17 protein-coding genes are annotated in these 14519 nt (G+C 55.6%); 10 read left to right on the forward strand and 7 right to left on the reverse strand.

The features are described 5' to 3' along the window. The first annotated feature begins 118 nt into the window (after nucleotides 1-118). From MU848_RS16930 to MU848_RS16945, 4 genes are read left to right on the forward strand one after another with little or no spacing between them, the layout of a single operon-like run. Nucleotides 119-808 (forward strand): alternative oxidase, encoded by a 690-nt coding sequence (locus tag MU848_RS16930; protein WP_196225585.1) that lies wholly within the window; start codon nucleotides 119-121, stop codon nucleotides 806-808. A gap of 29 nt (nucleotides 809-837) precedes the next feature. Beyond that, nucleotides 838-1191 (forward strand): histidine kinase, encoded by a 354-nt coding sequence (locus MU848_RS16935; protein WP_196225584.1) that lies wholly within the window; start codon nucleotides 838-840, stop codon nucleotides 1189-1191. Then, a complete protein-coding gene (locus MU848_RS16940; protein WP_196225583.1) occupies nucleotides 1188-1568 on the forward strand; it encodes a group III truncated hemoglobin in 381 nt (126 codons plus the stop codon). The genes MU848_RS16935 and MU848_RS16940 overlap by 4 nt, the downstream gene beginning before the upstream one ends. Further along, entirely contained in the window at nucleotides 1565-1861 is a 297-nt protein-coding gene (locus MU848_RS16945) for a DUF1971 domain-containing protein (RefSeq protein WP_196225582.1), read from the forward strand. Before MU848_RS16940 ends, MU848_RS16945 begins: the two co-directional genes overlap by 4 nt. A gap of 56 nt (nucleotides 1862-1917) precedes the next feature. On the opposite strand, the gene MU848_RS16950 is transcribed toward MU848_RS16945, so the two are convergent. The 5 genes from MU848_RS16950 to rnk all read right to left on the reverse strand — a co-directional run bounded on the left by MU848_RS16950 (nucleotide 1918) and on the right by rnk (nucleotide 5930). Next, complete coding sequence (locus MU848_RS16950) at nucleotides 1918-2292, reverse strand: STAS/SEC14 domain-containing protein (RefSeq protein ID WP_196225581.1); 375 nt, start codon at nucleotides 2290-2292, stop codon at nucleotides 1918-1920. Nucleotides 2293-2536: 244 nt separating this feature from the next. Next, entirely contained in the window at nucleotides 2537-3130 is a 594-nt protein-coding gene (locus MU848_RS16955; protein ID WP_196225580.1) for a hypothetical protein, read from the reverse strand. Between the two features lie 404 nt (nucleotides 3131-3534). Next, nucleotides 3535-3828, reverse strand: a complete 294-nt coding sequence (locus tag MU848_RS16960) for a hypothetical protein (protein ID WP_196225579.1) — start codon at nucleotides 3826-3828, stop codon at nucleotides 3535-3537. Between the two features lie 533 nt (nucleotides 3829-4361). Beyond that, nucleotides 4362-5078 (reverse strand): uroporphyrinogen-III synthase, encoded by a 717-nt coding sequence (locus tag MU848_RS16965; RefSeq protein WP_196225578.1) that lies wholly within the window; start codon nucleotides 5076-5078, stop codon nucleotides 4362-4364. A 447-nt stretch (nucleotides 5079-5525) separates the two neighbouring features. After that, complete coding sequence (gene rnk / locus MU848_RS16970) at nucleotides 5526-5930, reverse strand: nucleoside diphosphate kinase regulator (protein ID WP_196225577.1); 405 nt, start codon at nucleotides 5928-5930, stop codon at nucleotides 5526-5528. Between the two features lie 333 nt (nucleotides 5931-6263). Between rnk and mreB the strand changes: the two genes are divergently transcribed. The 3 genes from mreB (at nucleotide 6264) to MU848_RS16985 (ending at nucleotide 9502) form a co-directional block, all read left to right on the forward strand. Then, nucleotides 6264-7271, forward strand: coding sequence for a rod shape-determining protein (gene mreB / locus MU848_RS16975; protein WP_196225576.1), 1008 nt, complete (start codon nucleotides 6264-6266; stop codon nucleotides 7269-7271). 589 nt (nucleotides 7272-7860) lie between these two features. Beyond that, the gene (locus MU848_RS16980) at nucleotides 7861-8727 is read left to right on the forward strand and encodes a CoA transferase subunit A (RefSeq protein ID WP_230463264.1); all 867 of its coding nucleotides are present in this window, start codon (nucleotides 7861-7863) and stop codon (nucleotides 8725-8727) included. A gap of 13 nt (nucleotides 8728-8740) precedes the next feature. After that, the gene (locus MU848_RS16985; protein WP_196225574.1) at nucleotides 8741-9502 is read left to right on the forward strand and encodes a CoA-transferase subunit beta; all 762 of its coding nucleotides are present in this window, start codon (nucleotides 8741-8743) and stop codon (nucleotides 9500-9502) included. Between the two features lie 418 nt (nucleotides 9503-9920). On the opposite strand, the gene MU848_RS16990 is transcribed toward MU848_RS16985, so the two are convergent. Together MU848_RS16990 and MU848_RS16995 are read right to left on the reverse strand one after the other, a co-directional pair. After that, nucleotides 9921-10193, reverse strand: coding sequence for a hypothetical protein (locus MU848_RS16990; protein ID WP_196225573.1), 273 nt, complete (start codon nucleotides 10191-10193; stop codon nucleotides 9921-9923). 123 nt (nucleotides 10194-10316) lie between these two features. Beyond that, nucleotides 10317-10757, reverse strand: coding sequence for a MarR family winged helix-turn-helix transcriptional regulator (locus tag MU848_RS16995; RefSeq protein ID WP_196225572.1), 441 nt, complete (start codon nucleotides 10755-10757; stop codon nucleotides 10317-10319). A 75-nt stretch (nucleotides 10758-10832) separates the two neighbouring features. On the opposite strand from MU848_RS16995, the gene MU848_RS17000 reads away from it, so the two are divergent. The 3 genes from MU848_RS17000 to metB all read left to right on the forward strand — a co-directional run bounded on the left by MU848_RS17000 (nucleotide 10833) and on the right by metB (nucleotide 14408). Further along, nucleotides 10833-12632: a chloride channel protein gene (locus MU848_RS17000; protein WP_196225571.1), complete on the forward strand. Its 1800-nt coding sequence runs from the start codon at nucleotides 10833-10835 to the stop codon at nucleotides 12630-12632. Between the two features lie 143 nt (nucleotides 12633-12775). Beyond that, nucleotides 12776-13243, forward strand: a complete 468-nt coding sequence (locus MU848_RS17005; RefSeq protein ID WP_247234398.1) for a hypothetical protein — start codon at nucleotides 12776-12778, stop codon at nucleotides 13241-13243. Continuing rightward, a complete protein-coding gene (gene metB / locus MU848_RS17010; RefSeq protein WP_196225568.1) occupies nucleotides 13236-14408 on the forward strand; it encodes a cystathionine gamma-synthase in 1173 nt (390 codons plus the stop codon). The genes MU848_RS17005 and metB overlap by 8 nt, the downstream gene beginning before the upstream one ends. Nucleotides 14409-14519 lie beyond the last annotated feature (111 nt).

Below are 14519 nucleotides of genomic sequence, written 5' to 3' on the forward strand. Positions count from 1 at the left end.
CCACCTCCGGTAAAGCCCTTAGGGGACTTGCGGTAGGGACAACATCCGAATTTCTCCCCGACGCCCCGCGGCATAGATGAGCGTCATAGCAAACAGGCTCGCATCTGGAGATAGTTTCATGACCGCACCGTTCATCGATCTTGGCGTCCATCACAAGCCCAAAGGGCTGTCGGACCAGGTCGCCTTTGGCTTCACGAAGATGTTGCGCTGGTGCGCGGACACCTTCTTCGCTGCACGCTACGGCCATCGCGCCGTGGTACTGGAAACGGTGGCGGCTGTCCCCGGCATGGTCGGGGCGACCATCACCCATCTCGCCTGCCTGCGGCGCATCTGCGATGACAGGGGCTGGATCAAGACGCTCATGGACGAAGCGGAAAATGAGCGCATGCACCTCATGACCTTCATCGAGATTTCCAAGCCCACCTGGTTCGAACGCGCGGTGATCATGGGCGTGCAGTGGGTCTTCTATCTGTTCTTCTTCGCCCTCTATCTGGTGAGCGCCAAGACGGCTCACCGCGTGGTCGGCTATTTCGAAGAAGAGGCAGTGATCAGCTACACCCATTATCTTGCTGAGATCGACGAAGGCCGCAGCCCCAATGTGCCCGCGCCGGAAATCGCCAAACGCTATTGGAATTTGCCGGACGAAGCGACGCTCCGCGACGTGGTGCTGGTTGTCCGGGCGGACGAAGCTCATCACCGCGACGTCAACCATGGCTTTGCCAATGAACTTGGCGGCCTGCCTGTGGGCGCGATCGCCCACTGCCCGCCCCACGTCGCGCTGGAGCCCATCTGGAAGAAGGCGGCCTGACCTGGCCTGAATGGGAGAGGAGAGCGAAGATGACCAGGGACAATCCGGTCCTGCTGTTCATCGATGATGCAGCGCTCCTCTCCTCGATCGAATTCGCCCTGTCAGTAGTGGGGATCAAGGCAGCGGCAGGGTCGGACCTATCCGATCCGGCCGCTGCCGTTGCCTTTGTGGTGGACCTGGATTGCGCGCAGGGGCTTGAACGACTTGCCGAGCTTCGGAGGAAATGCGCCACCCCTGCGATCCTGCTGGCGACAAATCCCACCCGCGCGCTTCGCGCTTCAGCCGCTGAACTAAACGCCATTCTCATTGAAAAGCCGCTGCTGGAAGACGAACTCATGCAAACCCTGAACCTGATCCTGCAGAGCCAGAAGGCAGCGTCATGACGACTGAAATCAAGGAAGAAGATATCGCGCGCCTCGTCCCTGCCTTTTACGAGCGGGTCCGGCAGGATCGGGTCCTAGGACCGATCTTCAATGGTGCGATAGACGATTGGCCCCACCATCTCGGCAAGCTTCAGGACTTCTGGTCCTCGGTCATGCTGACGTCGGGGCGATACAAGGGGCAACCGATGGTGGCGCATGTTCGGCACGCCGAGCACATGACCGATGACAACTTCGCCAAATGGTTGGCGCTGTGGCGGGAGGTCAGCGACGAACTGCTCTCACCCGCCGCCGCAACGGCCTTCCAGCAAAAGGCGGATCGGATCGCGGAAAGCCTGCAGCTTGGCGTTCAATTCTACCGAGAAAGGAATGAAGCATGATCGGTCACCTTCCTGACGGGGTCAGACCCTATAACCGCACGCCGACCTTCACCGAGAAGACTATACCGGCAGGTCTGCTGAACGATCATCAGACGAAGGAAGGCACCTGGGGTCTGATTCGCGTGGAGGAAGGCGAACTGCGCTATATCGTGACCGATCCGCGCAGAACGCTGGCAGAAGTTATATTGTCCAGCGGGACGTTGCCCGGCATTGTCGAGCCGACCATCTTGCACCGAGTCGAGCCGCTAGGTTCGGTACGCTTTCACGTTGAATTTAGTAGGCTGGAGCCATGATGGAGCGCTGCCAGGTGCGGATGGCGCAATTTTCCAACTAGATGTTCTTACCTCTACTAGCAACTTAAAATCGGCTCCGCTAGCCAAGCCCGCGCTTCCGCCTCGTCATTGAAACTCTTCACAAGTGGATTATCGGAAATCCGCTGGGCCTGCAGTTTGGAGAGCATGCCCGAAACCAGGATCGCGACCCGTCCGTCAGCATTCATGCCGTCTGCGCTGGTCATCTTGGAAAATGCGTTTACCACCTCGGCCGATTGAGGCGGCATGTCTCGGCTGTCGAACAGCATTTTAATGGGTCGTCCATCTGAGCGGATCCGGCTCAGAAGCGCGGTGAACTCTGCGTGATACCGCCCGAATTCTGCCAGGTTCCAAAATCCGCTCGCCCTCTGGGACAGCACGCGCGTTTGTTCGTCGAATTCCAAAATGTACATAGGAGCCTCACTGATCCGACTTGCTTACATCAAAATACTTAATTCTTAGCGCTCGACATCCGAGAGGCTGCTGAAATGTAGCCGAGTTTCGCGGATGTTGAACAGCGCGCGCTCTCCATTCTAGGGCAACGAGGCTCGAAACCGCGGATGATTCCATTGTTCCCCTTTGATCATCAAACCGGCCGCTTTCATTATAAGCGATCTCGTTTGCAACATTAGACTCTCACTCACACATTATCCTATACTATTCACAAACACTCCTTGTAACAGAAGTTCGCTTCCAGGTTGGCAATCTATTAGCATGTTCGACATTGACTTGTGCTTTCAATATCTCGGACATTGTTAGCATAACGCGGCGAGTTCCCGGAGCGGCAGGTATCCTCGGATCACACCAAAAATCTGAATAGAAGGCCGCTCGAAGTCTTAGCGCGCGGCTATAATCGACCCCGGCCGAACTCAGGTTTATCTTGATCGCGTCAACGGCCTCGCCGGCTGCCTTCAGTGACAGCCCACTCTTGCTTGAACGGCTTTGGACAAGCTTGCGCTGAGCTTCCACGGCGATGCTCAAAGGGGGCGACCGAAATTGGTCCGCCAGTGCAGCGAATATGGCCGACTTGCGGTCCCCATCGCCCGAAAGGCGGAGTGCAACGGCGAGATATTGATCTTCCGGCAGTGGCGACAGCTCCAGCCGCGCTAATTCTGAAAACCCATCATCTCGGATCGCTCTTAAGCGCACCTCCTGACCTGGCCGTACCAAGATCGCCTCTGCCCGCTCTGCAGCGCCTCTGATAAGGGTGACAAAGAACGTCCTGCACTCCGCGGAAACATCGATCGACATATCCTTACCTATTCCTCAGCTGATTTGATGATCATGCTGCAGCCGGAGGTTCCGGCACGGTGGGAGGGGTCGGCTCGGGCTGCGAATTGCGTTTTGGAAAGGGGATCACACGCGGTTCAGGCGCTTGCGTTTCTGCAGGTTCAAGCGGTGACTCTCGTTCATATGCGGCTGTCTTGATCATTGGCTACTCCCGACCAGCGTACTCCGCTGCCGTTACAAGATTCAAAATCAACCCCGGGCTCCTCCCTCACAAACCCGGGGCCGCTACTCGTTGATTAATCGCCTAATTCTATTCACTAGATCTCTCCGATGCGCATCTTATCGCGTAGCCCAGTCGATATGCCTTCAATTATCCGCATATCCTTGATCGCATAAGCGTGAATTCTTCCACTATAAGCCATTCTTCAATGAAGCCAGTACAGGAAAACTACAAAGCTGATGGCGATAATGATTAGCAAACCACTATTCAGCCATGGCCGACTAAGAGCTTCCGACTGCTCCATGATGAATTTGTCCAGCTTTCTGTGTGATTTTTCACATATCGACATGATGGCGATTTCAGCCGCAGGCAGATGGGGAAATGTCTCGATCATCTCAGCGAGCTGACCGACGCTGACGTCGGGATATCGATCGAGTAGTTCTACGAAGCGGCAAGAGCGGCGCCCAAACGGACGCGGTTTTACAAAAACGGCGCACATTGCGGTCTCCTGATCTATTTGCGTTCAAATGTGCCCGCCTGTCGGCTTACATCAGCCTGATGCGACACGGGCGCAAGAGGATGCGGTCGCTTGTCCCACAACATCCACAGTAGGATCGACATAATGACAACAGCCGCGACAATCGAACTAGTTTTCGCATGCAGACTCGGCATTAGTGCTCGGTTGTCCCGCAGGAACTTGTCGAGCTTTCTTGAACTACCCGGAGTGGATCTTAGCCGCCTTATCTGATCGTCTCGCGCTGAACGGACAAACCCAATGACCTCTTTCAGTTCTTCTCGGGAAAGATTGGGATAATATGAAAGAAGCACAGCAATTCGGCCATCAGGATAGGCTGCAGCACTAACCTCGAACTCGTTGACGCAGCATTTATCTGCATGATTGGCTGAAGACGATGCATATTTTTCGAAACGACGAGGCATGGGATCAGAGCCATTTCCTTAAAAGAGCCAAGGGCTCAACAATGAACGGAATAGATCGCCTTAGTTGATTGGCTAATGCGAAGCTTATCGAAGCTAAAAACTTGGCGGGGGGCCCCTTCCACCTAGCAAATCAAGCATTGCCCGCTCATTAGGCTTTTCCGAAACATTTACTCTTCCATGTGCAAGATGCCGCAGGGGATCGGCGGCAGCTTCGGAGATGCAATAGGCGGTCCCCTGCCACTGCTCTCCGCAATCGGCTATGAGCTGAGCGATAATCCTACCCGCCTTCGCTGAGTGTATCAGAACTCCGTCCATCCAAGGCATGGCGGCCAATGCGGGAGTAATTGTGTTCGAAGGAGAGCGTAGACTTTCATATACGGTGATCTGGCGAGCGGCATAACCTCTCTCGTTCAACGATAGCGCGAGTTCCACTGCAGGCTCAGCAGCACTATAGTAGATGATTTCAGAGCCTTTAGGCATGTGATCCTTGATCAGTATCTCCAGATCAAGCGCATTTCCGTCGGCCGATTGCACCCGACGATAGCCAGCATCGCGCGCCAGCTTCGCCGTTCGCTCGCCAACTGTAAAAACAGGCAGATCACGAAAGCGGCAGTCCAAGCGGTGGTGCTCGATAGCGTGAATGCTGGTAAACGCGAGCGCATCAGGTTGGGTTGATAGTGCCTCATGAGGCCTTGGCTTGATCGTGAGAAGGGGAATTGTGAGCGCCTTGTGCCCAATCCCCTTCAGCCGATGTGCGGTAAGCATGTTATACGGTGATGTTCGAGTAACCCATATGAACTTCGGTCCCATGATGGCCTCTCAGACAAAATTAGCTAGAAAATATCCACCCATGTGCCGCAGTCGCGAAGATTACTTCTCACGCACGCCTGTGAATCTCATCTTGTACACAGACGTTGGCGCTGAAGGCGCCCAGTGGAGGCAGAAAGGAGGGAACGGCCCCGACGCGATCGGCGTCAGGGCTTAGGCGCGCGACAGCGCGCTGCTTCCAGACCGGCGCGCCGGTCTCTCGTGTTTCCTGCTAACGAACATCCGTCTAATGTAGAGTGCAGAGCAGGAAAGGCAAGCATGCATTCCCACGACATTCGAAGCGGCAAGTTTCCGTGCCCAAATTTCCTCTAAGTCAGACTATCGCCTGAACAGTGCTACAAAGGTCGGCGCAGTGCTCCTACCCGCTCCCCAGCGGTGTTCAAACATCTGGCTGCGCGAAAACATCCCGTAATTTGAATGAATGATAGACTATCTTTCGTGCACCACCCTGACGATCTTAAGCTCTCGCTCGCGTCCATCACGATCTGGGCACAATATTGACTGCCCTTCCCTCAGGCCGATGAGACCAGCACCAACCGGCGTCAGAATAGATATTCGGCCGGATGAAATGTCGGCTTCTCGCGGATAAACCAGCTGGTAGCTGTGCGCCTTTTCTCCAGTCTCGTCGGTGAAATCGACAGTGGCGTTCATCGTCACAACGTCTTGAGGGATGCGCGCTGCCGAGTAAATGTGAGCCCGCGCAGTTTCCTCCAGGAGAAGCTTGCTCACCTGCGGGATCCGTCTTTCAGCAGCGATTGCGAGATCAGTGATCGCGTCGGCTTCGGAATCGATCATATGGATTTGCGGGCGGCGACGCCCCTTCTTGCTGGTCATACACTTTGCTTTCCGGATGAGCGCTCACGCCCCTGTTGCGAGGCAAAGCTTGTTTTCGATCCGAGCCCCGAGTTCAGGGCACCAAGCACCGGAACCCGGGGCTACATGCCCGCGAGAAGCTGCCCCCCGTGGTGGCGAAAGCGATGATGAGAGTGACCGGCCTTCATTCTTCCATGATGCCGTTGTAGCCCGCTTATGTCAAACCTGACCGACAACATCCCGTAATGGAACACCGCCAATGAGGACCGCGCTTCAGGTGTGGGGCAGCCAGACACAAATCCGCGGACGAGGCAAAGGCGAGACAAAGGCGGGAATGATCGCTATGTCAGACGGATGCTTTCTTCCTTATCTCTGAGGCGGCCGGAACTCGCAATCGATTTTGGCACTGCAAATTTGCGGGTAATTCATCGCGATGGCGGTATCCTTTTCGACGAACCCTCGCTTTGCTGCTTTGCCAATTTTCGAACTAATCCCCAACTCTTTGCGGCGGGCAGTGCGGCAGAGGCAATGGTCGATCGCACACCTCCAAGCCTGCAGGTGAGAAGACCCTTACGGCGGGGCGTTCTACAAGATATCGGCACTGCGGCCGAGCTGTTGCGATATGCTATCCGCCACGCTCTGGGCCGCAGACAGGTGAGAGGGCTCCGAGCGCTCATCGGGGTTCCTGCCGACGCCACGCAAGCTGAACGACGAGCCCTCCTGACCGCGGCTGATGATGCTGGACTGGCTCCCGTACGTTTAGTTCATGAGCCACTTGCCGCCGCAGTTGGTGCCGGAATCCAGATCAACAAGCCAGCGGGTGTGCTGGTGCTGGAATGTGGCGCGGGTACCACTGAGGTGGCGGTTCTTTCATTGGGCGGAATTTGCCTGACTCGCTCCGTTCGGATCGGAGGCGCCTCATTGAACAAAGTGATCGCCGATCATCTTCACCTTCGGCACAAGATTCTTGTTGGTGCGCCAACGGCAGAACGCATCAAAAGGAACTGCTCTTCTTTGAAGGGCGGCTACCCCTCGGACAAGGTGATCGAAGTCCGCGGCCGGAGCCTTGTGTCCATGGCTCCGACGTCCCTAAGCATTTCCGCGTCAGAACTGGATCCAGTGATCGACAAGCACGTTAGGCAAATCGTAGAAGCCGTGCGGGACGTACTGAACCAAACGCCACCGGAGCTCAGCCAGGATCTGCATGAACATGGCGCCTTGCTCACAGGTGGCGGCGCCTTGACGCCCCGTCTCGTTGAGTCGCTTCAGAAGGAGCTCGGTCTGCCAGTGCTTGTCGCTGAGGATCCGGCTCATTGTGTTGCGCGCGGTTTACAGTCTGCCCTCCAAACTGCGCGAGGATAATCAAAGGGGAGAGGACTAGCTGTGGCAGGTCCCAGCCGACGCCAATGAGGCATCATAACTGCAAAGAACTCCGCACATCAGTCTACTTCCAGACTGATACTGAAGACGCATGCAGCTACCCCGCGCCGCAATCCTCCCGTTCCAGAAAGCGGTTCACAAAATTTCAGCTTACACTCGCAAATAGACCGATGGCTTCAACGTTATAGGCTCCAGAGAATTTTGGTGCTGCAAGCGACGCTTGACTTTCGAGCGCCGCCAAGGCGATAATGTCTTATGCGCAGTCTCTGCTCTCGTCGTTCTCGCGAACTTAACTCCGGCAGCATCGTCGCAGGCATTTAAGCCCCGGCCGGAGGCGTGCTGCCTTCGGACCGGGGTTTATGGCTCTATGGATCCACTTTCAGCACATGCTGTTGGCCGGATCTTTCCTCTGCCATGACCGAGCGCAAGAGTTTTGGCCCTCAACAAGAATGGTCATAACTCGACCCTCGACACTTCTGCACCACAAAGCTCGCAACTCTGCCTGCTCCGTCGGGCAGGTGAAGAACGCTGCGCGCATGACCGAGTTCTGTAAAAGATGATTAATAAGGTAATGACGGTAGACGAAATCATCGCCGAGCTACGCGATGGTATGAGCATTGGACTGGGAGGCTGGGCTACGCGACGCAAGCCAATGGCGCTGGTGCGTGCAATAGCGCGCTCATCCCTGAAAGATCTTACGGTTATCGCAGGATATGGAGGCCCAGATGTTGGACTTCTTGCCGCTACTGGGAAGATCAGAAAATTGATCTTCTCGTTTGTAACCCTGGACCATATTCCGCTGGATCCCCATTACCGAGCGGCTAGAGAAAAAGGCGCATTCCAGGTTTGGGAAGTCGATGAGGGCATGTTCCACTGGGGTTTGCGTGCTGCGGCGATGAAACTACCATTTTTGCCGACGCGCGTCGGGATCGGAACGGATGTGATCAATCAGCCTGGCTTTAAAATGATTACAAGCCCTTACCAGGATGAGGAAGAACTGGTGGCAATGCCACCTATCACACCTGATGTGGCACTCATCCACGCTCATCGTTCAGACGACCGTGGAAATATACTCAACCTCAGTGTCGATCCCATTTTCGACGAACTGCTCGTACGTGCTTCCGAGCGCAGCTACGTAACGGTCGAGAAAATAGTATCAACGGCAGCACTGGATATGAAGACTAACAGTCGCTTCAATCTCGTTGAACGGGCTCTCATAAGCGGCGTGGCGGAAGCGCCGTTCGGCGCTCACCCAACGAGCGGATCTCCTGATTACGAGATCGATCTCGATCATCTCAGGCTGTACTCAAAAAGTGCCAGCTCTGCCGAACAATGGGACGACTACAGATCTAACTTCATCAATGTAGATGAAGCGTCGTATCTATCTGCCGTGGGCGGGCCGTCTAAAGTGTCCAGCTTACCAAAGCCGATTTACTGAAAGGTCTTTGTACATGATCAACTCAAGTCATCCCCTTTCGGAATTGATGATTACTGCCTGCGCTGAAGCTTGGCGGGATGCAGGTGAAATCATGGTGACCGGAATTGGCCCGATCCCGCGGATCGCAGCAGGTCTGGCAAAGCGTACTTTCAGTCCCGCAATCCAGATTACGGATGGCGAGGCATGGTACACCTCCGAACCGCTTCCTCTAGGCCAAAGTCATCAACAACCCGTGTACGAAGGGCCGGCAAATTACGACCGCGTGTTTTCAACACTCTGGAGCGGAAAGCGCCATGCGATGGTTACGCCGGTACAGATCGACCGCTACGGCCAGGCAAACATCAGCGTTATCGGGGATCATAAGCAACCTCGGACTGCCATGCTTGGCGTGAGAGGCTTTCCCGGCAATTCCATTTGCCACCCGAATAGCTTCTTCTTCCCGAAGCACAACAAACGTGTCTTTGTTGAAGGGGAGGTCGACTTCGTCTGCATGGCCGGATATAATCCGGATCGATACCCAGGCGGACAAATGCCCAAAGGGCTTGATCTCAGATTGATTGTCACAGAGTTATGCGTTCTCGACTTTGGCGGAACTCATCACTCAATCCGTATCAGATCACTGCACCCAGGCGTCACGTTTGACGAAGTTCAGGACAATACGGGATTTTCAGTTACTCGCCCTTCTGCGCCAATCCCCACAACTTGCATGCCTACACCGGCGCAGCTAGCGATTATATCTCAACTGGATCCAGAGGAGAAAAGAAATAGGTCATGAACGAAGTAGCATCTGGTTGAGGTGAGAATAAGGGTGAATGGGTATTCTGCCGCGCCCTAAGAAGCGCGGCAGGTTTTCGTCGTCGATGCTAATGGACCGATGCACACCCTGATGTTCGCGAAAGAGCGGCTTTCGTCACCAAATGGTAAAAGAAATATTCCTCACGAGCAGGGACCTCAACGTTCCTGCTCGATCCCGAGAGCTGCCAGGGCGCTCAAAACTATTCCACGCCGGTGCCTAGAACTAAGTTTTTTGGCCGCGGGATACGCCTCCCGACGGATGCGCTTGGCTACACGCAGTATCTCTGCAATAGACGGCTCGCGGCCCTCTCTGATGCACCCAATGATAACGGGGTAAGGTGCAGGATGAACCGAAAAATCCTGATCCAATTGATCCATTTACCTCTCCTTTTCTCATTTTAAGCACTATGATCTCTATGCCACTTTCGACCAACCGGCCATAAAATCAATGCACCTAGGCATGTATATACGACGACCATTTGCACAAAGGTACTCGCCGTCAGATGATGAGGCAAGCCGATCCAACCTAGGCAAAGCAGAAATGGGACGCCAATTTCCGGGTGGTGTACGAGTTTGAAGGCGTTCCAGCCAAGATAACAAAGCAGGAATGCAGCGATCAGGCTTCCGACAACGTCAACGAACCAGCCGCCGAGGATCTCGTGCAGGGTCATGCGCTCCTCCACCGAATTGCCAGACGCCAACCATTAAGTTATATCGTCTTACGATACAGAATGCAAGGGCGTCACAGGGTTGCCTCTCGTCGTCCGCAAGCAGTTTGTCGCTGCTGATGCGCCTCATTCAGCCCCTTGGCGGTCATACACAACATCGAATTCGCTAAGAATATCGAGCAACAGAGGCTTCAATCTCCGTATTTCGTCACGATGGACTGCCGAAAGATCGGCGAGGATCTCATACGCTCTGTCGGTGAGGCGCAGCATCGCACGCCGGCGATCATTGCTCGCTGCTTTGCGTGCAACAAGGCCCAAGGCTACCAAGCGATCCACAAGGCCAGTCGCACTATGTGGTTTCAAGACCAATCTTTCGGCCACATGCCCTACCGTGGCTTCGTCGGGAGAGGCCGCCCGAATTGCTAAGAGCGCTTGGTGCTGCTGTGGCGTAAGCCCGACCTCGGCTGCCTGAACCTCGCTGAACGCCTGAAAATGGCGGATCGCGTGCCGAAACTTCGCCAATGCTGCATAGTCCGAATCTTGAAGTGGATCGGCTTTGGCACGCACATCATTCTCCGCGGTTGTATATGATCGTACTACGATATAAATGCCCTCTCTCGCTGAGAAGGGCCAGTTATTTTAATGTCACCTACACCTGCACGCGCCGTCGAACATCTTAAACTGGGCGATCATAGCGTCGATCGACGCATGCTGCTGCTCGCGGCCATGGCCATTGTGGTTGGCTCTGGCGGGGCCATGGGTGCATGGATCCTTGTTAAGCTCATTGCCTTTGCTACCAATCTCTTCTGGTTCGGGCGCTTTTCCATCGACGATGTACACATCACGGATGCTTCCCTTGGTTTGTGGTTGGTCGCCATACCTATTCTGGGAAGTCTCATCGTCGGGCTGATGGCACGTTTTGGTTCTGAAAAGATACGGGGACATGGCATTCCCGAAGCGATCGAGACGATCCTCTTCGGCGAAAGCCGCCTTTCCGTCAAAGTCGCTCTGCTCAAGCCAATATCATCGGCCATTTCGATCGGTAGCGGAGGACCATTTGGTGCGGAGGGGCCGATTATCATGACCGGCGGCGCTATCGGATCCCTGTTCGCGCAATGCTTCCATCTGAGCGCCGCCGAACGCAAAACCTTACTTGTAGCTGGCGCAGCGGCGGGAATGACGGCAATATTCGGAACGCCGCTTGCCGCTATTCTGCTCGCCATCGAAGTCTTGCTTTTCGAATGGAAGCCGCGCAGCTTCGTGCCTGTGGTCGTCGCTGCGATGGTAGCGTTCGCTTTGCGCCCTCACCTGCTCGGCTCAGGCCCGATGTTTCCCATGGCGGGCCTGTTTCCAAAAACGGACTGGAATTTGGCAGCAGCGGCAGCTGTGGGAATTGGAGTCGGTCTGCAGGCCGCACTGCTTTCCAGCTCGCTCTACTATATCGAGGATCTCTTTCAAAAGCTGCCCGTGCACTGGATGTGGTGGCCAGCGATCGGAGCGATTGCGGTAGGTGTAGGAGGTTTGATCGACGCCCACGTTCTGGGAGCTGGTTACGGCAACATCGATGCGTTGCTGAACGGCTCACTTACTCTCAGGGTCGCGATGGCGTTGCTTGTCGTCAAAGCTGTGGTCTGGCTGATCGCGCTGGGATCTGGAACGTCTGGCGGTGTGCTCGCTCCCCTCCTCATCCTGGGTGGTGCAGCAGGCTTTCTCATGGGCCAATTTCTCCCGGGGGAAGCGGGCTTCTGGGCTATGATAGGAATGGCGGGCATCATGAGCGGAGCGATGCGCGCCCCACTAACGGGCGCCATGTTTGCCGCTGAGCTCACTGCTCATTTCAGTGCCCTACCCCTTACGATGACGTCTGCGGCGGCAGCTTATGGTATTAGCGTCCTCCTAATGAGGCGGTCTATCCTGACTGAAAAAATTGCCCGCCGCGGTCGCCACATACTTCAGGAATATACAGTCGATGCTCTCGACCTGCTGCAAGCGGGGCAGCTTATGACGGAGAATCCCGATACCTTGCCGGGATCCATGACCAAGTCGGAGGCGCTAAACTTCTTCTCGGGCGACGCCCGCCATCGCAGCTATCCCGTAGTAAATGAGGAGCAACGTCTCATTGGTCTAGTTTCAAGAACCGACGCTCTGCGCTGGCAGGTTGATCCCCGCGAAGCGGAGACTCCGCTCAGCGAAGCGATTTCAGACGCAGCACAACCGGTCGCCTTCGCCGACACTCCTTCGGGCGTCGTGGCGGACATGATCATTGACAGCGGGATTGGGCGCATACCCATTGTCGAGAGAGACACTCATCGCGTGATCGGCATACTCTCACGCCAGGATCTGCTCAAAGCGCGCGGCGCCCACAGGCAGGCGGAAACTGGCCGATCACGTTTCGTTTTCAAATCAGCACAGCAAAGCTCAACCAACCCAATTTCTAACTAAGGTGAAAAAGCGCCAACATTCCGCGAGTGCAACTCCGAACGCCATGATCATGACGCCGACAGTTCGAACGGCTATGTCAGGCCACTTTGTTCATCAGATGCAACAAGTCGGGATCTTGTCCGTTCTGATTGCCCGGTCCACCGGTGTACAGCTGCCCTGGGAAATGGCGTGGAAAAATCGGGAAGCACCAGAACAAGGGTGAAAGCATTACCTGCAAAAACATAGCCCAAAACTCATCATCCCTCATCTTGGAATGGCAACACAGTCGGCCACGCCTCCCATTTGGGGGACGCAACTTTCAAACTAGTAAACAAAACCTGCTGCATTTTATGCAGCCGCAGGTTCCGGCAATCTGCGCCTATGTTGCCGAAATTGGGCTGACTGGGCGAGCGCCCGGGAGGTATAATCTCTATTTTGGCGGCGGCTTCCACGGCGAACGCCTGAACCGCATGGTCCGAGAGAATGTTGGGGAAGCAACGATCCTGAAAGTTCTGACCGACGCTCTCGCACACTATGCTCGTGAGCGATTGCCCGGCGAGCATTTCGGAGATTTCACCATTCGCGTCGGCATCGTGCGCGAAGTCATGGAAGGGCGCTTTTTCAATGACTGATCGCACAGACGACAATCCGCGCCCCCAGACTGTCACGTCGGCCTACGGCGTGGCGAGCGACCCCACATTTGGTGCCGTCGCCCCCCCTCTCTACCTGTCGAGCACCTATGAGTTCGCCGGCTACGATGAGCCCCGCGTCTACGATTATGGTCGAGCAGGAAATCCTAATCGGGAGCTGCTGAGCGACGCTCTTTCCAAACTCGAAAGGGGAGCTGGAGCAGTCATCACTTCGAGCGGAATGTCCGCGCTTGATCTCCTCGTCGGCAGAAGACGGCCCGACGATCTGATCCTTGCCCCGCATGACTGCTATGGTGGCACCATGCGGCTGCTCAAGGCACGTGCAGATCTTGGCCACTGCAGCGTCCGGTTTGTCAACCAGTCCGAAATGAGCGCATTCGAAACCGCATTGGAGGAAGTACCCGCGCTCGTCCTTATTGAGACCCCAAGCAATCCCTTGATGCGAGTCGTCGATATTGCTGCCCTCTCGCGCAAAGCACGGTCAGCGGGCGCAACGGTCGCGGTCGACAACACTTTCCTGTCACCCGCGATCCAACGTCCTATCGAACTCGGTGCGGATTATGTGATCCACTCCACGACCAAATATCTGAATGGCCATTCAGACGTGATCGGGGGAGCAATTGTCGCAGCCGACCCAGCCCAGGTAGAGCAACTGCGGCATTGGGCGAATGTTGTCGGCTGCGCTGGCGCTCCCTTCGATTCATGGCTGACGTTGCGTGGACTGCGCACGCTCTTTCCCCGCATGGAGCAGCAGCAGGTCAACGCGATGGCGGTTGCCCAATTCCTCGAGAACCATCCTGCTGTGGCGAAGGTTCACTACCCGGGCCTGCCAACGCATCCAAGCCATGCGATCGCTTCGCGGCAGCAGCGCGGATTCGGCGCGATGCTGAGTTTCGAGCTGCACGGCGGCGTTCTCTCCGTGCGCCGGTTCCTTAGCGCAGTGCGGTTCTTCACACTCGCGGAGTCTCTCGGCGGCGTTGAAAGCCTTGTGGCTCATCCGGCTACGATGACGCACGCTGACATGGGCGAGGATGCGCGTGCCACCGCGGGCATCACCGACAGCCTCTTACGGCTTTCCGTTGGTCTGGAGGCGGAACGGGATCTACTCGCCGGCCTTGATGAAGGCCTTGCAGCCTGCAGCGGCTAATAGCCTCAAAAGCACGAGAATGAAGGATCAACAACGATGCCCATATATGTATTCATAGTCGATTTCTTCGCTATAACCCTCGTGATTGTGGGCTTTTCAATGGCTTTTCCT

The sequence above is a fragment of the Sphingobium agri genome (assembly GCF_023051225.1).
Classification (GTDB): domain Bacteria; phylum Pseudomonadota; class Alphaproteobacteria; order Sphingomonadales; family Sphingomonadaceae; genus Sphingobium; species Sphingobium agri.